This window comes from Salmonella sp. 32070601201500089SM (genome assembly GCF_017573605.1).
Taxonomy (GTDB): domain Bacteria; phylum Pseudomonadota; class Gammaproteobacteria; order Enterobacterales; family Enterobacteriaceae; genus Salmonella; species Salmonella enterica.
The window spans coordinates 177,319-198,059 of the sequence record NZ_JAGETK010000009.1; the positions used below are offsets into that span (position 1 = coordinate 177,319).

Sequence of the window (20,741 nt, forward strand, 5' to 3'; positions counted from 1 at the left end):
CAGACAATGCAAGAGAATTATAAGATTCTGGTGGTTGATGACGATATGCGTCTGCGGGCGCTACTGGAACGTTATCTGACCGAGCAGGGCTTCCAGGTTCGAAGCGTCGCTAACGCCGAGCAGATGGATCGTCTGCTGACCCGTGAATCTTTCCATCTCATGGTACTGGATTTAATGCTGCCAGGTGAAGATGGTCTGTCGATTTGTCGTCGCCTGCGTAGTCAAAGTAATCCAATGCCGATCATTATGGTCACGGCGAAGGGTGAAGAAGTTGACCGTATCGTCGGGCTGGAAATCGGCGCCGATGACTACATTCCTAAACCGTTTAACCCGCGCGAGCTGTTGGCGCGTATTCGCGCCGTGCTACGTCGTCAGGCAAACGAACTGCCCGGCGCGCCGTCGCAGGAAGAGGCCGTTATCGCGTTCGGTAAGTTTAAACTGAACCTCGGTACGCGCGAGATGTTCCGTGAAGATGAACCGATGCCGCTGACCAGCGGGGAGTTTGCGGTACTGAAAGCGTTAGTCAGCCATCCGCGCGAGCCGCTCTCTCGCGACAAGCTGATGAATCTGGCCCGTGGCCGCGAGTATTCCGCGATGGAACGCTCCATCGACGTCCAGATCTCCCGCCTGCGCCGTATGGTGGAAGAAGATCCGGCGCATCCGCGTTATATTCAGACCGTATGGGGCCTGGGCTACGTCTTCGTACCGGACGGTTCTAAAGCATGAGGCGAATGCGCTTCTCGCCGCGAAGTTCATTTGCCCGCACGCTGTTGCTCATCGTCACCTTGCTGTTCGTCAGCCTGGTGACGACCTACCTGGTGGTGCTGAACTTCGCGATTTTGCCGAGCCTCCAGCAGTTTAATAAGGTTCTGGCTTACGAAGTCCGTATGCTGATGACCGATAAGCTGCAACTGGAGGACGGCACGCAGTTAGTCGTGCCGCCTGCGTTTCGCCGGGAAATCTATCGCGAGCTGGGGATCTCTCTCTACACCAACGAAGCCGCTGAAGAGGCCGGGCTGCGTTGGGCGCAACACTACGAATTCTTAAGCCACCAGATGGCGCAGCAATTAGGCGGCCCGACGGAAGTGCGCGTTGAGGTCAACAAAAGCTCGCCCGTCGTGTGGCTCAAAACCTGGCTGTCGCCCAATATCTGGGTGCGCGTGCCGCTGACTGAAATTCATCAGGGCGATTTTTCTCCGCTTTTCCGTTACACGCTGGCGATCATGCTCCTGGCGATAGGCGGCGCGTGGCTGTTTATTCGTATACAGAATCGACCGTTAGTGGATCTTGAACATGCCGCTTTGCAGGTAGGGAAGGGAATTATTCCGCCGCCGCTGCGTGAATATGGCGCCTCTGAGGTGCGCTCTGTGACCCGGGCGTTTAACCATATGGCAGCCGGCGTGAAACAATTGGCCGATGACCGTACGCTATTGATGGCGGGCGTCAGCCACGACTTGCGCACGCCGCTGACCCGTATTCGTCTGGCGACGGAGATGATGGGCGAGGAAGACGGTTATCTCGCGGAGTCGATCAATAAAGACATCGAAGAGTGTAACGCCATTATCGAACAGTTTATTGACTATCTGCGTACCGGTCAGGAAATGCCAATGGAGATGGCGGATCTCAATTCCGTGCTGGGCGAGGTGATTGCGGCGGAAAGCGGCTATGAGCGTGAGATTAACACTGCGCTTCAGGCAGGCAGCATCCAGGTGAAAATGCACCCGCTCTCGATTAAGCGCGCGGTGGCGAATATGGTGGTCAATGCTGCCCGCTATGGCAACGGCTGGATTAAGGTCAGCAGCGGCACCGAGTCGCATCGCGCCTGGTTCCAGGTAGAAGATGACGGGCCGGGCATTAAGCCGGAGCAGCGTAAACATCTGTTCCAGCCTTTCGTGCGTGGCGACAGCGCCCGTAGCACCAGCGGTACAGGGCTGGGGCTGGCGATTGTGCAGCGCATTATCGATAACCATAACGGGATGCTGGAGATTGGCACCAGCGAGCGTGGCGGCTTGTCAATTCGCGCCTGGCTGCCGGTTCCTGTGGCTCGCGTCCAGGGGACGACAAAAGAGGCATAAGAAAGGGAGGTATTACCCTCCCTTTCTTCTCAACGCCGGATGACGCCGTTCAAAGCCGCCATCCGGCCTGTTCCTTACAGCTTCGGTCCGGCGCTAACCAGCGCTTCGCCTGCCGGGGTATCCGTATACTTCTCGAAGTTCTCAATGAACAGTTTCGCCAGCGCGGTGGCTTTTTCCTGCCATTGTTCCGGCGACGCGTAGGTGTTACGCGGGTCGAGAATGTGGGTATCCACGCCTGGCAGTTCAGTCGGGATCGCCAGATCGAACAGCGGCAGACGGAAGGTTTCCGCGTTATCAAGAGAACCGTTCAGAATGGCGTCGATAATTGCGCGCGTATCTTTGATGGAGATACGTTTGCCGGTGCCATTCCAGCCGGTGTTAACCAGATAAGCCTGCGCGCCTGCTGCCTGCATACGTTTCACCAGCACCTCAGCATACTGCGTCGGGTGCAGCGTCAGGAACGCGGCGCCGAAGCAGGCGGAGAAGGTGGGGGTCGGTTCGGTGACGCCGCGTTCGGTGCCGGCCAGTTTAGCGGTGAAACCTGACAGGAAGTGGTACTGCGTCTGGTTAGCGGTTAAACGGGAAACCGGCGGCAACACGCCGAAGGCGTCCGCCGTCAGGAAGATAACCTTGGTGGCGTGACCTGCTTTGGACACGGGCTTAACGATGTTATCGATATGATAGATCGGGTAAGAGACGCGGGTGTTTTCGGTTTTGGAACCATCGTCGAAATCAACGGTGCCGTCTTCGCGCACGGTGACGTTTTCCAGCAACGCATCACGGCGAATCGCATGATAAATTTCTGGCTCCGCTTCTTTCGACAGTTTGATGGTTTTGGCGTAGCAGCCGCCTTCAAAGTTGAACACGCCGTCGTCATCCCAACCGTGCTCATCATCGCCAATCAGACGACGTTTCGGGTCGGTGGACAGAGTGGTTTTTCCGGTACCGGAAAGGCCGAAGAAGACCGCGACATCGCCTTTTTCACCCACGTTGGCGGAACAGTGCATTGAGGCGATACCTTTGAGCGGCAGCAGGTAGTTCATTACCGAGAACATCCCTTTTTTCATTTCGCCGCCGTACCAGGTGCCGCCAATAAGCTGAATACGTTCAGTCAGGTTGAACGCCACGAAGTTTTCCGAGTTCAGTCCTTGCTCTTTCCACTGCGGGTTGGTGCACTTCGCGCCGTTCATGACAATAAAGTCAGGTTTGAAGCCTACCAGCTCTTCGTCCGTTGGGCGAATGAACATATTTTTAACGAAGTGGGCCTGCCAGGCGACTTCCGTAATAAAGCGCACGGAAAGACGCGTATCGGCATTTGCGCCGCAGAACGCATCAACAATGAATAAGCGTTTACCAGAAAGCTGATGCGTCACCAGACCTTTCAGGTGTTGCCAGGTTTCCTGGGAAAGCGGCTTATTATCGTTTTTACCTTTACCCTTATCGGACCACCACAGCGTATCACGCGTGGTGTCGTCGCGAACAATATACTTATCCTTAGGCGAACGACCGGTAAAAATACCGGTATCAACGGCAACAGCGCCCAGGTTAGTTAACACGCCACGCTCATAGCCTTCCAGACCAGGATTAAGTTCTTCCTGATAAAGGGTGTCGTAGCTGGGATTGTAAACGATATCCTGGACGTCGTTGATACCATAAGCCTTGAGATCTTGCGGGGTTAAATTGTTAACGCGCATATCACTGCTCCTTAGCCAATATATATTACCGAAAATAGTAAGGTTTTTTGAGGTTGGTTAACCGCGACAAGGCTCATAGATTTACGTATCTGGACAAAATCACGATTGACGAAAAACACTGTGACTCCTGTCACGCAGCGGCGGTTATTATGGCAGGAAACCTACTTTTGTTGTGGAAAATGTTCTGAAAACGTTAAAAGGAAGTGTTTTTGACCGACATAATGTGACTGTAATCGCATTCATGTAAGAAAGTTACGTAACACCAACATTAACAATATCGATTCACCTCTCTGCGTTTTTTTCTGAATTATGCATGACGACGCCTGGCGGTGAACAGATGATGCAATAATGCGGCTTTCTCATCATTCTGGATAACGACATGGAAAGTGTAGCGCTTTCACGTACTACTCGCTGGGGTATGTTGCTCACCGGTTTGCTGCAGGGCGTCTTGTGCTACCTGCTGATGGCCTGGCTGGTACCACAAAATAGCGACTGGCTGTTCTATGGTATGCCTGCGACGATAGCGTTGTCGTCAATGCTATTGCTTACCGTGGTTTCTTTTAAACAGCGCGCGCTGTGGGGCTGGCTGGGGCTGACCTTTGTGGTCGTGCTGGCAATGAGCGGCTGGCTGAAATGGCAGGTTGAGACGGTGGAGAAATGGCGCCTGGCCGAGCTCCTCTGGCTATATGGTCTCCGGCTTGTGTTGATGGCGATGCTGGTATTACCCTGGATGCAATATCAGTTACATTCGCAAACCGGTTCGGCGCGTTATCCCCAGTTTTATCTGCGGTTATGGCATAACGTACTGACATTGTTTATCGTCCTGGTCGCCAACGGACTGTTCTGGCTGGTGCTTCTGCTCTGGAGCGCGCTATTCAGGCTGGTGGGCATCCGCTTTTTCAGCACCCTTTTCTTTGAAACTGAAGCCTTTATTTATGTGACCATCGGCCTGATTACGGCGCTGGCGGTCATTCTCGCCCGCACGCAGTCGCGCCTTGTGGCGGCGGTGCAAAAGCTGCTGACGCTGATCGCGACGGGTTTACTGCCAGTGGTGTCGCTGCTGGCATTGCTGTTTATTGTGACGTTACCCTTTACCGGACTGGAGGCGATTTCTGCGCGTGTTTCCGCTGCGGGGCTGCTATCCACGCTGACGCTGATGCTGCTGCTCCTCGTGGCGATTGTCAACGAACCGCAAAAGCGCGTATTACCCTATCCGCGCGTACTACGCGGCATGATTAGCGCCTCGCTGTGCGTTGCCCCGATATATATGCTGCTGGCGGGCTGGGCGTTATGGGTACGCATTCAGCAATACGGCTGGACGCCGGATCGTCTGTATGGCGCGCTGACGGCGTCTGTCTTGCTGGTATGGTCCTTCGGTTATCTGATCGGTCTGTTACGCCGCGGACGCGACCTTGGTGAGTGGCAAGGCAAGGTGATACTGAGCGTCTCTTTGCTGACGCTGGTGATATTGCTGTTGCTGGCCTCGCCTGTACTTGATGTCTGGCGTATTAGCGTCAACAGCCATATGGCGCGTTACCATAGCGGTAAAATTACTGCGGATCAGATCAGCCTGTATATGCTGGATCACAGCGGCAAACCTGGCCAGGAAGCGCTGAAATCGTTGCGGGATGACGAGGCGTTTACGCAGAACAGAAAGCGCAATCGTGAACTGATGACGTTTTTGCAGAGAAATAAGGTCTCTCCGACGGCGGACGATTTAGCGCGGGTGGTGATGATTGCGCCCGGTAGCCAGAAGCCGGATGCCGCATTTTGGGCGTTTGTCAAAGAGCAGAGTTATTCGGACGATTCCTGCCTTGAACCGGATGCCTGCGTGCTGGTGAGTCAGGATCTTAACGGCGACGGTCAGCCTGAGCAGGTGCTGTATAACTTTATTGTTGCCGAGAGCCAGGTCTACGGCTTAAAAGAGGGGAAATGGACGCAGAAAGCGTTCGCCCGACTGCCGGACGGGTTTTCTAAGACGCAACTGTTGCACGCGATTGCCGGGCATCGGTTAGACTCAGCCCCCAAAGCCTGGCGCGATATCATTGTTGATGGTCAGCGGTTGGATGTGGATTACTACAACGAGTAAGCTTTTTGCCGGATGGCGGCATAAATGCCTTATCCGGCCTACGGAGCGGGATGCTGTAGGCCAGATAAGCGCCGCCATCAGACAATGATGTTGCCGACTAAGAGGCGATTAATGAACCTGTGGATCGGCAGGAGAGGCGTTGTTACGGATCTCCGCGATATCCATCGCATTGAACAGGTAATGATTGCCGCAGTAATCGCAGTGCATATCGATTTCGCCTTCTTCCGCCAGAATGCTGTCCACTTCTTCATCTGGCAATGTTTTCAGCGCGCCCGCGCAACGTTCGCGTGAACAGGTGCATTTGAACTCAACATCTTGCGGATCGTAGAGCGTGACTTCTTCTTCGTGATACAAACGCCACAACACGTCATTTGCCGGTAACGTCAGCAGCTCTTCGCTTTTAATGGTTTCCGTCAACATGGCCAGATGGTCGAAATCCTCCGCCTGCGCGTTCTGTGCTGGCATCACCTGGAGCAACATTCCACCTGCCGCCGGTTTACCGTCGACATCGCCGGTACGAATAAACAGGCGCGTCGGCAACTGCTCGGAGCGCAGGAAGTAATCTTCCAGGCACGCCGCCAGAGTATCGCCTTCCAGACCCACTACGCCCTGATAGCGCTCACCCTCTTCCGGCGTAATGGTGATCACCAGATAGCCGTTGCCAACCAGCGTTTTGAGATCCGCATTGTCAGGGATATCGCCCTGAACGCGAGCCACGCCGCGCATCTGCTGCTGATTATTGCCATTGATCACCGCCAGGCTTAACGGCCCGTCGCCCTGGAGCTGTACCGTAATGTCGCCGGCAAACTTCAGCGTCGCGGTCAGCAGGCTAGTGGCGACCAGCAGTTCGGCCAGTACGGTTTTCACCGGCTGCGGGTAGGTATGATTGTCGAGGATCTGTTGCAAGGTTTCCGAAACGGTCACCAGCTCGCCGCGAACGGCAAAGTTTTCAAACAGATAACGATGTAATTGGTCATGTTGCGGCATAATCATCTCTCTTGCGGGTGACAGTTATTCGCTGTCGCCGTGTTTAAATCGTAACAGGTCGCGGCGCTCTTTCTTGTCCGGTCGCCTGTCCGGATGCGGCATGGTCAGGGCGTTAAGCTTGCGCGCCTGCGCCATTTTTTCGCGTTTTTCCACGCTTTCCGCCGTCTCTTCATACAGAGCGACGGCTTCGCTGGCCGGACGGCGCTGTTCGGTGATGGCTTTAACGATCACCGTCCGTTCGTCATTTCCCTGACGCAGGGTAAGGGTTGCGTTCAGCTCGACGATTTTGCTCGGCTTACTGCGCTGGCCGTTGTAATGCACCTTACCGCCTTCAATCATCTCGCGGGCCATCGCGCGGGTTTTATAAAAACGCGCGGCCCACAGCCATTTATCCAGTCTGACCTCAACGGAGGACTTTTCTTTCATGGCGTCTCCTTCACATCAGCGAGGGGATCAGACGGCGGTAGTCGTTCAGGGACGGATGGCGCGTATAGTGCTTTTCCGCCAGACCGGAATCGGGATTCGTCACGCCAAGACAGTAGCGAATACCAAACCGGGCGGCGGCGTCGAGAATCGGTTCGCTGTCATCGATAAACAGCGTTTTCTCTGCGCTTATTCCCGTTTCCTCAGTGACAGCGCGCCATAACCGCTGATCCTCTTTGGGATAACCAAATGTGTGGGTGGAAAGTAATAAATCAAGGTGTGAGGCCAGACCGGTATGCTCCAGCTTCACCGCCAGGTTATGTGGATGCGCATTGGTGAGCAGAATCCGACGTTTTCCGCTGGCTTTTAACGCATTCAGAAACGGTACGGTATCGTCGCGCAAAACGGCGCGCGGCCCTTGCGCCGTCGTCATGGCGCAAATATCCAGACCCAGACGCTCGCTCCAGTAATCCAGACAGTACCAGTTTAGCGTATGCTGTACGGCATGATACTGCTGACGAATATATTCCTGCGCGTCCTGCGGCGAAATACCCTGCTGCGCGCCGTAGGTTTCCGGTACCAGCTTTTGCCAGAAATAGTTATCGAACGCGAGATCGAGCAGCGTGCCGTCCATATCCAGCAAAACGGTATCCACGTTTTGCCAGTCAATATCAATATGCATGGGGAACTCCAGGGTAACGCAATTTGCGCGACAGGGTAGCATACCCTGTCGCACGGCGGCGCTATCAGATGAGATTTTCCGGAGAGACGGTTAACCTGGGATTGAGGCAGCTTTCATAGTATTCCTGGATGTCCGCCATACGGGTACGGTGGCGTTGATAACGTCTGAACGCCTGAATGCCGTTGTAGACCGCGCTCACTATCATTGCCAACATCAGCAGCGTGGTACCGAGGTAACGCCACCAGCCGGATTTATCGGGGATACGATGCAGGCTGATATGCTGCGTACCGTTGGCATCGGTATACACGCTGGTGACAATGCCCTCGGCGCTAAATGGCGTCTGCATGAGCGTTTGCGCCAGACGCTGGAAGGCGCTCCACTGTTCCTGCGCGGGATAGTCATACAGCGGCGTTGACGGCCAGGCCTGATCAACCAGTTCGCTGCCTTCATCGCTAGCGATCAGGAATCCGCCGGGAGCGGGGCTATTCAGCGACTGGGCGGCACGCGCGGTCTCGCGAGAAATAAACGGCGCCGTTGAGGTCGTGACCAGATTTTCCAGCGACTCTGCGCTTACGGGGCGTAGCAGCACGTTGACGCCGTCCAGTTTGCCGGCGTTCGCGCGTTTCACCAGCGCGTTCCAGTCCTTACTGTTACCGAGATTAACCAGCGCATTTTTCAGGCGCACGCACTCGTCTTCCGCCGCGCACAACTCAGCGGTTTTCAGAACAATATCGCCAAAGTCATCTAATAATACCATGCCCGATTTTTGGATCGCGGAGCGTAAAGATGCGCTTACACGCGAGTCGTCTTCGGGTTTTGGATGGAGCTGACGATTTACCGCCTGGCTTAGCGCCATCGCTTTATTCACCAGGTCTGATTCCGGCAGCGGTAGCGCAGGCGCGTCATTCCAGATGATTTGCGAGCAATCGAACGGCATAAACGGTGAGTTAGACTGGCCGCTCCAGGTCGCGCCGGAATGAATATTACACATTCCTTTACCGCTCAGGTGCAGCGTATCGCCCACCCGCACGCCAGCTTTTTCAAGCTGTTTTACCGTTGTCGCTTCAATGGTTTGCGCGCCTTTCATCCACGATAGCGTGAACTTGATTGGCATATCCAGCGGGATCCAGAACAGCAGCATAAACAACACCAGCAGCGAACCGATAGCAATAACAGTGCTGCGTAACCAGTGCTGCAACGGGAAGTTTTTCACTTCATCATGCAGGGATAAAAACCGGCCCTGGCGCGCGACATGGCGATCAAGGTAAATATCAATATCCGTTTGTTGCCCAAGATCCTGCGTAATGTAGGGTTGCCAGTGGGCAGGGTAAATAAGGTCGATGATGCCCAGCGAAATATTGTTAATCTGCTCCTGATTATTCTCCCCAAACAGTCCCCAGCGGCGGGGCGTTCCCCGCAGACAGTGAATTTCCCGCAGCGCGCTTTTCGACGGCGGCGCAAAAAGCCCCCAAAGTCCGGCTGCCAGCAGCAGGATAGCGCCGCCTATCATCCACGGTACAAAAACGTCTGGCGTTATCAGACAGAAAAAGAATAACAAAAAGGAGGCGACGATTAACAACGCTTCGCGCAAGCCAGCCGGGCGGCTGAGCGCATATTCTTCGTGGGTCTCCTGACGGATATTCAACAGCTCAATCTGCTCGCTCTCTTCGCCGCGAATCGACGCCTGCGTAGAGGCCGTATTCTGTAGCGCGTAGCCGCGCGACTCCTGCATATACTCTTGCAGCGTATGGCCGTTTAAAGAGATCACCAGCGGCAGCGTATCCGTGAGGATCAGCTCAACGTTGTTTTCATCATTGATGTACTGTTCCCAGAAAGGCGGCAGATGGACTTCGACGGAGTCGAGGTAGTAGCGCCATTTATTAGGATCGTCAGTGGTAATGCCGTAGCGGGTGATGGAGTGGGTCAGTATCACGACACTGTTGCTTTCCGCGTTCAGCGTCAGCGAGATGGGCGCAGCACTGGCGCCTGTCGGCCCCGGAACTTGCTGGATCTGGCTAAGGTTATCGAGATAGTTTTCTACCGCGCTGCGCTCTTCGGGCAACAGTTTACGCGTTTGCGCGTCCTGAAAGGCGCTGATCCACGGTAAACTCCCTCGTCTGGACTTTACCCGGAACCGCCATATTGCCAGTAGAGAGCAGGCCAGCAAAGCAGCTATAAAAATCAGAATGGTGCTCATGCTTTCCCCATCTTACTAAGTCTGTCAGGCGTGGTCAGTCGCACCCTGTCCAATAAACATTTTTCTGTGGTTGGCTATCGGCAAGCGTGGAGTTGAACTTGAGCATTGTAAAGCGCATCCCAGTGAAGGCAAATCATAGCAATACCACCAAAAACGGAATATCAGCAAATTCCTGGAGTTATTTCAACCTATTGACTTTTAATTTGAAATAAGAATTAATTTTTATTACGTTACATAAATGTAAATAAACGGCAATTCGCATTGCCGAAACCGTGCGGTATGTCGCACAATGACCACAGATTACACTGCAAAGATTCTCACAATGAGCAAATCATTACAAAAACCCACCATTCTGAAAGTGGAAACCGTCGCACAATCCCGACTGTTTAACGTAGAAAGCGTGGATCTGGAGTTCAGCAACGGCGTGCGTCGCGTGTATGAACGTATGCGACCATCAACCCGTGAGGCGGTAATGATTGTGCCGATCGTTGATGAGCATCTGATTCTTATTCGTGAGTATGCGGTGGGAACCGAATCCTATGAGCTGGGCTTCTCGAAAGGATTGATCGACCCGGGCGAGACCGTTTTTGAAGCGGCGAACCGGGAGCTCAAAGAAGAGGTCGGGTTTGGCGCGCATAACCTGACCTTCTTAAAAAAACTCAGCATGGCGCCCTCTTATTTTTCCAGCAAAATGAATATCGTGGTGGCGGAAGATCTCTATCCGGAGTCGCTGGAAGGCGACGAGCCTGAGCCATTGCCGCAGGTACGCTGGCCGCTGGCGCATTTAATGGATCTGCTGGAAGACCCCGATTTTAACGAGGCCCGCAACGTCAGCGCGCTGTTTCTGGTACGCGAGTGGTTGAAAGCGCAGGGCCGAATTGCCTGATGGCGCGGCGTTGATCAAGCCAACGGAAAGTTCGTCTCCCGTTCGCCGTCATCCGCTAAACACAATAAAAAAGGCGCCGGAGCGCCTTTTTTGATCAGAACAGTTCGTGTGTTTCACCATTATCAATAATGGTAGTTCCCACCTCGTGTACCGCCTGTTGTGTCGGCTGCGTGCCTTCGATGAAATACTCTTCACGGCTGTTACCGCCGCTCGCCAGTTGTCCGGTACTGCGGTCGATATTCACCGTGACGATGCCCGGCGGCGGCGTTAGCGGCTGTTCCGGCACGCCTTCCAGTACGGCTTTCATATAGGCGTCCCATGCAGGTTGCGCGCTCTTCGCGCCGCCCTCATAGCCGGAGATTTGATCTTTGATCGCGCCGGAAGCGGTAGTGCGGCCTAAATCACGGCGGTGATCGTCAAAGCCGATCCATACGGAAGTGACGACGCCAGGACCATAGCCGGAGAACCATGCGTCTTTCGAGCTGTTGGTCGTACCGGTTTTGCCGCCGATATCGCGACGTTTAAGGTCGCGCGCCGCACGCCAGCCGGTACCCATCCAGCCGGGTTCGCCGAAGATATTGGTGTTCAGCGCGCTTTTGATCAGAAACGCCAGCGGCGTATTGATCACATGCGGCGCGTACTCCTGCGTGCCGTTTTGCGCGACCAGCGCCTGGTTTGCCTGTTCCAGCTCAGGCATCGGTACGGCGCTGTTTTGCTGCTCTTGCGAAACCGCGACCTCTTCCACATTGGTGTTTTCCAGCACGTCGGATTTCTGCGTATTGCCGTAAATGACCGGGATATCGCACTCCGGGCAGGCGATTTTCGGTTTCGCTTCGAAGATCACGCCGCCCTGATCGTTCTCAATCTTGCTGATGAAATACGGGTCGATCAGGAAACCGCCGTTCGCCATCACCGCATAACCGCGCGCAACCTGCATCGGCGTGAAGGAGGCGGAGCCCAGCGCCAGCGATTCGGTATGCACGATATTCTGCGCCGGGAAGCCGAAGCGTTGCAGATATTCCGCCGCATAGTCGACGCCCATGGCGCGCATGGCGCGTACCATCACCACGTTTTTCGACTGCCCCAGCCCCTGGCGTAAACGAATCGGTCCGGCGTACTGCGGCGGGGAGTTTTTCGGACGCCAGTCTGAACCTGCCCCGGCGTCCCAGCGGGAAATCGGCACATCGTTGAGCATACTGGCGAGCGTCAGCCCTTTATCCATTGCGGCGGTGTAGAGGAACGGTTTGATGTTCGACCCCACCTGACGCAAAGCTTGCGTCGCGCGGTTAAATTTACTCTGATTAAAATCGAAACCGCCGACCAGCGCCAGTACCGCGCCAGTTTGCGGGTTAAGCGAAACCAGCGCGGAGTTCACTTCCGGTACCTGCGCCAGCCACCAGTCGTTATCCACCTGACGAACCCAGATTTGCTGACCTGTCTGGACGACATCGGTAACTTTACGCGGCGTCGGTCCCTGCTGTGTATCCGAGCGGTAAGGCCGCGCCCAACGCATTCCTTCCATATGTAGCGAAACGGACGTACCGTCGGCAAGCGCAGCGGTCGCCTCTTGCGGATTAGCGCTGGTGACCACGGCGGGAAGCAGCGGTCCGTAGGTCGGCAACGCTTTCAACGTATCGGTAATTTTTTTACTGTCCCACGCTGTTTCGCCCACTTTCCATAGCACATTCGCCGGGCCGCGATAACCGTGGCGCATGTCATAGTCCAGCACGTTATTACGCACCGCCTGTTGCGCGGCCTGCTGCACTTTGCGGGTGATGGTCGTGTAAATACGATAACCATCTTCGTAAGCGCTTTCGCCATAACGGTTATACATTTCCTGGCGCACCATTTCCGACAGATAAGGCGCGGAGAAGGCGATTTCCGGCGCGTGATAATTTGCGTCGATAGGTTCGCTACGGGCCTGATCGTACTGCGCCTGAGTGATATATCCCTCGCTTAACATTCGCGAAAGCACTACGTTACGGCGCGCTATCGCCCGATCCATCGAGTAGAGCGGGTTAAAGGTAGAAGGCGCTTTCGGTAGCCCGGCGATAACCGCCATTTCGCTTAGGCTAAGCTGGTCGACCGTCTTACCAAAGTAGACCTGTGCCGCCGCGCCAACGCCATAGGCGCGGTAGCCGAGATAGATCTTGTTCAGATAGAGTTCGAGGATCTCATTTTTATTCAGCAACTGCTCAATACGAATCGCCAGAAACGCTTCCTTGATCTTGCGCATCAGCGTGCGTTCGGGGCTAAGGAAGAAGTTTCGCGCCAGTTGCTGGGTAATGGTACTTGCTCCCTGCGATGCGTGACCGGAGAAGAGCGCGACGCTGGCCGCACGGAAAATACCTACCGGGTCAATGCCGTGATGCTCATAAAAGCGGCTATCTTCGGTGGCGATAAAGGCGTTGATCATTTCCGGCGGAATTTGATCGAGCGTAACGGGAATACGACGTTTTTCGCCATATTGCGCGATAAGTTCGCCATCCGCGCTGTAAACCTGCATCGGAATTTGCAAACGCACATCTTTCAATGTCGCGACGTCAGGTAGCTGCGGCTCAATATAGCGATAAAGGCCATAAATCGAGCCTGCTCCCAGCAGGATGCAACATACTGCAAGGATCAATAAATACTTTACGAACTTCACTGGAGATTTCCCATTTAGTGTCATTTGGGCAGTTTATAAACAAACGCGCGGTAGTATAAAGGCAAGCCAGACGCATTGATATACCCGTTAACGCGACGGGTGATAAGGAGATCGACCGTTATGGCTTTTAAAACCTGGCAAATAGGATTGCATATTCAGCAGCATGAAGCGCTGGCCATCGCCGTTATTCGCGGCGCATCGGGCTGGTCCCTGCAACGTTGGTGGCGACTGCCGCTGATGAACGCCTCCACGGCAGAGGGTACGATTCCTGACCCGCAATCGCTGGCTCACGTACTGCGACCCTGGAGCCGTGAGCTGCCGCTACGTCACCGTATTTATCTCTCTTTTCCCGCAAATCGGACATTGCAACGCGCTTTTCCACATCCGCCGATGCGTCTGCGGGAACGTGAGCAAGTCGCATGGCTTTCACAAACGATGGCGCGTGAGCTGGATATGGATCCGGACTTATTGCGTTTCGACTTTCAGGACGATGCGCTGAGCCCCGCGTTCAACGTTACCGCCGTGCAAAGCAAAGAAATTTCAGCGCTGTTAACGCTGGCGCAAACGCTCAATGTGCGCATCGCTGCTGTAACGCCCGATGCCTGCGCGTTACAGCGCTTGCTGCCGTTTATACCTTCGGGGCGGCAATGTCTGGTCTGGCGCGATGAGAGCCAGTGGCTGTGGGCGACGCGCTATGCGTGGGGGCGTAAATCGGCGCGCGATGCGACGACGCTGCATGACCTTGCCGCAACGTTATCCGTCGTGCCGGAACATATTTCGTTATGCGCCGAAGGCGAATTCGACCCCTGGCGCGCCGTTACCGTCCGCCAACCGCCGGTTCCGCCGGACGGTTATCGCTTTGCGATTGCGCTGGGTTTAGCCATAGGGGAGATACGCTGATGGCGCATTCTGTCAATTTGCTCCCCTGGCGGCGCCAACATTACGTAGCGCGTCTGCGGCTGTGGTGCGTGGTATGGGGCGCGTCACTGCTGCTGATAGCAAGCCTCGCGACGATCGCCCGGTTGGTTTTTTGGCAGGAGGGGAGGATTAATGAACTGCTACTGACGGCGGAAAACGGACACACGACGGCGCTTGCGGCGAACATACCGCAGTTGCAGCAGCGTCAGCGGCAGCAACAGGCGCGATTACAACGTCAGGCGCAGCGTGAACTGACGCAAGCCTGGCAATCTATCTTGACTGACCTTGCCAACCTGTTGCCAGAGCAGGCATGGCTGACAAGCCTCAATTATCAGCAAGAGACGCTAGAGCTGGAAGGGCTGGCGAGAACGTTTGACGCCCTGCTCACGCTTGAGACATCGCTTCGTCACTATGTCAGTTTTCCGCTAAACCGCACGGGCGCCACGCGGCAGGATGCGCAAGGGCGCTGGCAGTTCCATTATCAGTTAACGAGGAGCGCCGCCCGTGAACGCGCTCTTTGATATCTGGTACGGGATGTCGCGGCGTGGTCGGGTTTTTGGTTGGTATGCAGGCGTGCTGTGCCTGACGCTGACGGTTGCGTTATCTGTGGGCTATCCCGGCTGGAAAACGCTGGATACGCAACAAATGCGGTTAAGCCAGCAGCGCGAGGCCGCCCGGCAACAGTGGCGTCATCTGCGTCGTCTGAGCGTCGCGGCTGAACCGCTTTTCGGGCGCACCGTGGAAAATCCGCGTCCTTTTTCGCCGTTAGATTTCCAGGCGCCTCCCCTGCGTTTGCTGCACTGGCAGCCATCGGCGCAGGGGGGAGAATTGGCGCTGAAAACGTCCTGGGATGCGGTGCCGTCGCTGTTTGTCCGGTTGGCCGAAAGCGAGATGAGCGTAAGTCGGTTTTCATTGTGTAAAGAGGGGGCGGAATTATTGATGACGCTGCAACTGGAGCGCCTGGCGAATGAAGGTTAGCCGCGGTGTATTGCTCTGTTTTTGTTTGCTGATGTTGACAGGAATGCGCGATCCCTTCCGCCCGCCGGAAGATCGCTGCCGGATAGCGGAACTCTCGCAGTGGCGATATCAGGGCGCGGTGCGTAAAGGCGAGCGATGGACAGGCATTCTTAAAGACAGTCAGCAAAAATGGCGACGAGTGGAAGAAGGGCAGACGCTGGAAAACGGTTGGACGATTGTCCGCCTGACGGCGGAAGCCTTAACGTTAACGACCGGTAAAAATTGTGCGCCGCCGCAGTGGCGGTGGCTACGTCAGGGAGCGGACAATGAAGCGATGGATAGCCATAATACTGATAGCCTTGATGCCCGCCGCGCAGGCGGGAAAAGCGGCGAAAGTGACGCTGGTGGTTGATGACGTCCCTGTGGTGCAGGTTTTGCAGGCTTTAGCCGAACAGGAGCGGCAGAATCTGGTGGTGTCGCCGGACGTCAGCGGGACATTATCGCTACATCTGACGGATGTGCCGTGGAAACAGGCGCTTCAGACGGTGGTCAATAGCGCGGGGCTGGTGCTGCGTCAGGAGGGGAATATTCTCCATGTTCATTCACAGGCCTGGCAGAAAGAACACAGTGCGCGGCAGGATGCCGAGCGGTTAAGGCTTCAGGCTAATTTACCGCTGGAAAACCGCAGCATTAGCCTGCAATACGCCGAGGCCGGCGAACTGGCGAAAGCGGGCGAGAAACTCCTGAGCGCGAAGGGAACCATCATGGTAGATAAGCGCACCAACCGCCTGTTGTTGCGCGATAACCGCGCGGCCCTGGCGGAGCTGGAAAAATGGGTATCGCAAATGGATCTGCCGGTGGCGCAGGTGGAGCTGGCGGCGCATATCGTCACCATTAACGAAAAGAGTCTACGGGAACTGGGCGTAAAGTGGACGCTGGCTGACGCGACGCAAGCGGGCGCGGTGGGTGACGTGACGACGCTTTCCAGTGATTTATCCGTCGCTGCCGCCACCTCACGCGTCGGGTTTAACATCGGGCGCATTAACGGACGCTTGCTGGATCTGGAGCTGTCAGCGCTGGAGCAAAAGCAGCAGTTGGATATTATCGCCAGCCCCCGGCTGCTGGCTTCCCATCTGCAGCCAGCCAGTATCAAGCAAGGCAGCGAAATTCCTTATCAGGTTTCCAGCGGCGAAAGCGGCGCGACCTCCGTGGAATTTAAAGAAGCGGTGCTGGGGATGGAGGTGACGCCCACCGTTTTGCAAAAAGGGCGCATCCGCCTGAAGTTACATATCAGCCAGAATGTTCCCGGTCAGGTACTACAACAGGCTGACGGCGAAGTGCTGGCGATAGATAAACAGGAAATTGAAACGCAGGTAGAGGTAAAAAGCGGCGAGACGCTGGCGCTGGGCGGTATTTTTTCGCGAAAAAATAAATCGGGTAGCGATAGCGTGCCGCTGTTGGGGGATATTCCCTGGCTTGGTCAGCTCTTCCGCCATGACGGCAAAGAGGACGAGCGACGCGAATTAGTGGTGTTTATCACCCCCAGACTGGTGGCGACAGAATAATTTATGCGTAAAAAAGCGCTGTTTTTGCACTGAACGCATCTGCGGGATTTGACGTGCGGATGTATTTAGCATACAAGGAGTACCGATTTGAGAGTCGTGCTTTTCGTTGCTTACGCATTGATTAATGCGCTTTGCCTTGCCGAAGGTGTGCATAAGACCGATGATAAACGGCTGAATGTCCGCTGATGCAGACGTATTGGTTCTGCGGATTGCGCACAATTGTTTGAAAGTAGAGCAATTTGTAGGCCGGATATGTTGTTCTGGTCGCCATCCGGCAACGCTAACTCGGGTTTTGCAACAATCAGGCTTGGTGATTTATTCAGTTGCCAAACCCGCTTGAGTATTGAGATAATTTTCAGTCTGACTCTCGCAATATCTTATGAGGTTTCAGTTCATGTCCTGCTGCGCTGGGTGTCTGTGAAGCGGGTTTACCATTAACGAATAGTCTTAGTAGTACCGAAAAAATGGCAGAGAAACGCAATATCTTTCTGGTTGGGCCTATGGGTGCCGGAAAAAGCACTATTGGGCGCCAGTTAGCTCAACAACTCAATATGGAATTTTACGATTCTGATCAAGAGATTGAGAAACGAACCGGAGCTGATGTGGGCTGGGTCTTCGATGTTGAAGGTGAAGACGGCTTCCGTAATCGTGAAGAAAAAGTTATCAACGAATTGACGGAAAAACAGGGTATTGTGCTGGCAACCGGCGGTGGCTCTGTAAAATCGCGTGAAACGCGTAACCGTCTCTCCGCGCGTGGCGTCGTGGTCTACCTTGAAACGACCATCGAAAAACAACTGGCGCGCACGCAGCGTGATAAAAAACGCCCGCTGTTGCAGGTTGAAGCGCCGCCTCGCGAAGTTCTGGAAGCGCTGGCTAACGAACGCAATCCGCTGTACGAAGAGATTGCCGACGTCACCATTCGCACCGACGATCAAAGCGCTAAGGTTGTGGCAAACCAGATTATTCATATGCTGGAAAGCAACTAATTCAAGCAGAATACGCTGGGTAAGCGGGCACAAGTAACTAAGGTGGATGTCGCGTCATGGAGAGGATTACAGTCACTCTCGGGGAACGTAGTTACCCGATCACCATCGCGGCTGGTTTGTTTAACGAACCAGCTTCATTCTTGCCGCTGAAATCAGGCGATCAGGTCATGTTAGTGACCAACGAAACCCTGGCGCCGCTTTATCTGGACAAGGTTCGCGGCGTGCTCGAACGGGCGGGCGTTAACGTAGACAGCGTGATTCTTCCGGACGGCGAGCAGTATAAGAGCCTGACGGTGCTGGATACGGTGTTTACGGCGTTACTGAAAAAACCGCATGGTCGTGATACCACTCTGGTCGCGCTTGGCGGCGGCGTGATTGGCGATCTCACCGGTTTTGCGGCGGCCAGCTACCAGCGAGGCGTTCGTTTCATCCAGGTACCAACTACCTTACTGTCGCAGGTTGATTCTTCCGTGGGCGGGAAAACCGCCGTCAACCATCCCCTTGGCAAAAACATGATTGGCGCGTTTTACCAACCCGCTTCTGTGGTTGTCGATCTTGATTGCCTGAAAACGCTTCCCGCACGCGAACTGGCATCGGGGCTGGCAGAGGTGATCAAATACGGCATTATACTCGACGCAGACTTCTTCACCTGGCTTGAGGGTAATCTGGATGCGCTATTGCGTCTGGACGGCCCGGCGATGGCGTACTGTATTCGTCGTTGTTGCGAGCTGAAAGCCGAAGTTGTTGCCGCCGACGAGCGTGAAGCGGGCTTACGTGCTTTACTGAATCTTGGGCATACCTTTGGTCACGCCATTGAAGCGGAAATGGGATATGGCAATTGGTTACATGGTGAAGCCGTTGCCGCAGGTATAGTGATGGCTGCGCGCGCATCCGAGCGTTTGGGGCAGTTCAGTTCTGCTGATACGCAGCGCATCATCGCGCTACTCGAACGGGCCGGGTTGCCAGTCAATGGCCCTTGCGAGATGTCCGCGCAGGACTATTTGCCGCACATGCTGCGAGATAAAAAAGTGTTAGCGGGGGAGCTGCGTTTAGTGCTTCCGCTGGCCATAGGGAAAAGTGAAGTGCGCGGCGGAGTGTCGCACGAAGTCGTTCTTAGCGCGATTGCTGACTGTCAGCAGGCGTAACAACAAGAAAGGTCAAACTGATATTGCGTAGATGTCAGTTTTTTAGCTTCAGGTTATGTGCAATGTCGTAAGCATTAACCTTTGAGTGGGGTGTTAAATGGATGAATTCAAACCAGAAGACGAGCTGAAACCCGATCCCAGCGATCGTCGTACTGGTCGTTCTCGTCAATCTTCAGAACGCGATAATGAGCCGCAGATCAACTTTGATGACGTTGATCTGGATGCCGACGATCGCCGTCCGACGCGTACGCGTAAAGCGCGTAGTGAAGAACCTGAAGTTGAAGAAGAGTACGAATCCGATGAAGACGATACGGTGGACGAAGAGCGTGTTGAACGCCGTCCACGTAAGCGTAAAAAAGCGGCCCATAAGCCAGCCTCTCGTCAGTACATGATGATGGGCGTTGGCGTATTGGTGCTGCTGCTGTTGATTATCGGTATCGGCTCCGCGCTGAAAGCCCCCTCAACGTCTTCCAGCGAGCCGTCGGCCTCTGGCGAAAAGAGTATTGATCTTTCCGGTAACGCCGCCGATCAGGCGAATGCGACCCAGCCTGCGCCGGGCGCCACCTCCGCAGAACAAACCGCGGGCAATACGTCGCAGGATATTTCGTTGCCGCCGATTTCTTCAACGCCGACGCAGGGACAGTCGCCTGTAGTCACTGACGGTCAGCAGCGCGTGGAAGTGCAGGGCGATCTGAATAATGCGCTGACGCAGAATCCAGAGCAGATGAACAATGTTGCGGTGAATTCTACGTTGCCGACAGAGCCTGCAACCGTCGCGCCAGTTCGCAATGGCAGCACGACGCGTCAGGCGGCGGTTAGCGAACCTACTGAGCGTCATACCACGCGTCCGGAACGTAAACAGGCCGTTATTGAACCTAAGAAACCGCAGACCACGGCGAAAACCACGCCTGCGGAACCGAAGAAACCGGTCGCGCCAGTGAAACGCACGGAACCGGCAGCGCCGGCCGCGACGCCGAAAGCGACCACCACGACGACTGCGCCGCAAGCGACGGCAAGCGCTGCGCCGGTACAAACCGCGAAGCCAGCGCAAGCCTCGACGACGCCTGTCGCAGGCGGCGGGAAAAGCGCTGGCAACGTTGGCGCATTAAAGAGCGCGCCATCCAGCCACTACACATTGCAGCTCAGTAGTTCTTCAAATTACGACAACCTGAACGGTTGGGCGAAGAAAGAGAACCTGAAAAATTATGTGGTATACGAGACGACGCGTAATGGACAACCGTGGTATGTGCTGGTAACGGGGATGTATGCTTCGAAAGAAGATGCTAAACGTGCGGTGTCCACCTTACCTGCCGATGTGCAGGCGAAAAACCCGTGGGCAAAACCGTTGCATCAGGTTCAGGCCGATCTGAAATAATCCAGGCTGTGTCCTGCAATTGCCTGTGAGTGTCGCTGACAGCTATTTTTGTTCAGGACAGGCGCGAGGGGCGCATTTGCTACCGTCAAATGCGCCGTAAAGCAACGCGGCACAG

At 55.0% G+C, this 20,741-nt stretch carries 18 protein-coding genes; 12 read left to right on the forward strand and 6 right to left on the reverse strand.

Annotated elements, in window-relative coordinates; genetic code table 11:
* Positions 1-6: 6 nt before the first annotated feature.
* Positions 7-726: a two-component system response regulator OmpR gene (gene ompR, locus J4728_RS15805; protein ID WP_001157751.1), complete on the forward strand. Its 720-nt coding sequence runs from the start codon at positions 7-9 to the stop codon at positions 724-726.
* Positions 723-2,075: a two-component system sensor histidine kinase EnvZ gene (envZ, locus tag J4728_RS15810; protein ID WP_001253818.1), complete on the forward strand. Its 1,353-nt coding sequence runs from the start codon at positions 723-725 to the stop codon at positions 2,073-2,075. Before ompR ends, envZ begins: the two co-directional genes overlap by 4 nt.
* 74 nt (positions 2,076-2,149) lie before the next feature.
* Here envZ and pckA read toward each other — a convergent pair whose 3' ends face one another.
* The gene (gene pckA / locus J4728_RS15815; protein ID WP_001265689.1) at positions 2,150-3,769 is read right to left on the reverse strand and encodes a phosphoenolpyruvate carboxykinase (ATP); all 1,620 of its coding nucleotides are present in this window, start codon (positions 3,767-3,769) and stop codon (positions 2,150-2,152) included.
* Between the two features lie 379 nt (positions 3,770-4,148).
* On the opposite strand from pckA, the gene J4728_RS15820 reads away from it, so the two are divergent.
* On the forward strand, positions 4,149-5,858 hold the full coding sequence (locus tag J4728_RS15820) for a DUF4153 domain-containing protein (protein ID WP_208212045.1): 1,710 nt from the start codon (positions 4,149-4,151) through the stop codon (positions 5,856-5,858).
* Positions 5,859-5,966: 108 nt separating this feature from the next.
* On the opposite strand, the gene hslO is transcribed toward J4728_RS15820, so the two are convergent.
* The 4 genes from hslO to igaA all read right to left on the reverse strand — a co-directional run bounded on the left by hslO (position 5,967) and on the right by igaA (position 10,147).
* A complete protein-coding gene (hslO, locus tag J4728_RS15825) occupies positions 5,967-6,845 on the reverse strand; it encodes an Hsp33 family molecular chaperone HslO (RefSeq protein WP_001135571.1) in 879 nt (292 codons plus the stop codon).
* 24 nt (positions 6,846-6,869) lie between these two features.
* Positions 6,870-7,271, reverse strand: a complete 402-nt coding sequence (hslR, locus tag J4728_RS15830) for a ribosome-associated heat shock protein Hsp15 (RefSeq protein ID WP_000660723.1) — start codon at positions 7,269-7,271, stop codon at positions 6,870-6,872.
* Positions 7,272-7,281: 10 nt separating this feature from the next.
* The gene (yrfG, locus tag J4728_RS15835) at positions 7,282-7,950 is read right to left on the reverse strand and encodes a GMP/IMP nucleotidase (RefSeq protein WP_001520508.1); all 669 of its coding nucleotides are present in this window, start codon (positions 7,948-7,950) and stop codon (positions 7,282-7,284) included.
* A 64-nt stretch (positions 7,951-8,014) separates the two neighbouring features.
* On the reverse strand, positions 8,015-10,147 hold the full coding sequence (gene igaA / locus J4728_RS15840; protein WP_208212046.1) for an intracellular growth attenuator protein IgaA: 2,133 nt from the start codon (positions 10,145-10,147) through the stop codon (positions 8,015-8,017).
* Between the two features lie 322 nt (positions 10,148-10,469).
* Here igaA and nudE point away from each other — a divergent pair, with 322 nt between their 5' ends.
* Positions 10,470-11,033 (forward strand): ADP compounds hydrolase NudE, encoded by a 564-nt coding sequence (nudE, locus tag J4728_RS15845; protein WP_000045725.1) that lies wholly within the window; start codon positions 10,470-10,472, stop codon positions 11,031-11,033.
* A gap of 94 nt (positions 11,034-11,127) precedes the next feature.
* Here nudE and mrcA read toward each other — a convergent pair whose 3' ends face one another.
* Positions 11,128-13,680 (reverse strand): peptidoglycan glycosyltransferase/peptidoglycan DD-transpeptidase MrcA, encoded by a 2,553-nt coding sequence (gene mrcA / locus J4728_RS15850; RefSeq protein WP_000673808.1) that lies wholly within the window; start codon positions 13,678-13,680, stop codon positions 11,128-11,130.
* A 120-nt stretch (positions 13,681-13,800) separates the two neighbouring features.
* Here mrcA and J4728_RS15855 point away from each other — a divergent pair, with 120 nt between their 5' ends.
* The 8 genes from J4728_RS15855 (at position 13,801) to damX (ending at position 20,626) form a co-directional block, all read left to right on the forward strand.
* Positions 13,801-14,580 carry a hypothetical protein gene (locus tag J4728_RS15855; RefSeq protein WP_023198911.1) on the forward strand — a complete coding sequence of 260 codons (780 nt, stop codon included), beginning with the start codon at positions 13,801-13,803 and terminating at the stop codon, positions 14,578-14,580.
* Entirely contained in the window at positions 14,580-15,119 is a 540-nt protein-coding gene (locus J4728_RS15860) for a PilN domain-containing protein (protein WP_000951382.1), read from the forward strand. The genes J4728_RS15855 and J4728_RS15860 overlap by 1 nt, the downstream gene beginning before the upstream one ends.
* Positions 15,103-15,576, forward strand: a complete 474-nt coding sequence (locus J4728_RS15865; RefSeq protein ID WP_208212047.1) for a hypothetical protein — start codon at positions 15,103-15,105, stop codon at positions 15,574-15,576. Before J4728_RS15860 ends, J4728_RS15865 begins: the two co-directional genes overlap by 17 nt.
* Positions 15,566-15,967 (forward strand): DUF2531 family protein, encoded by a 402-nt coding sequence (locus J4728_RS15870; protein ID WP_053445166.1) that lies wholly within the window; start codon positions 15,566-15,568, stop codon positions 15,965-15,967. Before J4728_RS15865 ends, J4728_RS15870 begins: the two co-directional genes overlap by 11 nt.
* Complete coding sequence (gene hofQ, locus J4728_RS15875; protein WP_086811200.1) at positions 15,882-17,120, forward strand: DNA uptake porin HofQ; 1,239 nt, start codon at positions 15,882-15,884, stop codon at positions 17,118-17,120. Before J4728_RS15870 ends, hofQ begins: the two co-directional genes overlap by 86 nt.
* Positions 17,121-17,584: 464 nt before the next feature.
* Entirely contained in the window at positions 17,585-18,106 is a 522-nt protein-coding gene (aroK, locus tag J4728_RS15880) for a shikimate kinase AroK (protein WP_000818621.1), read from the forward strand.
* Positions 18,107-18,162: 56 nt separating this feature from the next.
* A complete protein-coding gene (gene aroB / locus J4728_RS15885; protein WP_000439824.1) occupies positions 18,163-19,251 on the forward strand; it encodes a 3-dehydroquinate synthase in 1,089 nt (362 codons plus the stop codon).
* A 97-nt stretch (positions 19,252-19,348) separates the two neighbouring features.
* Positions 19,349-20,626 (forward strand): cell division protein DamX, encoded by a 1,278-nt coding sequence (gene damX / locus J4728_RS15890; protein ID WP_208212048.1) that lies wholly within the window; start codon positions 19,349-19,351, stop codon positions 20,624-20,626.
* Positions 20,627-20,741 lie beyond the last annotated feature (115 nt).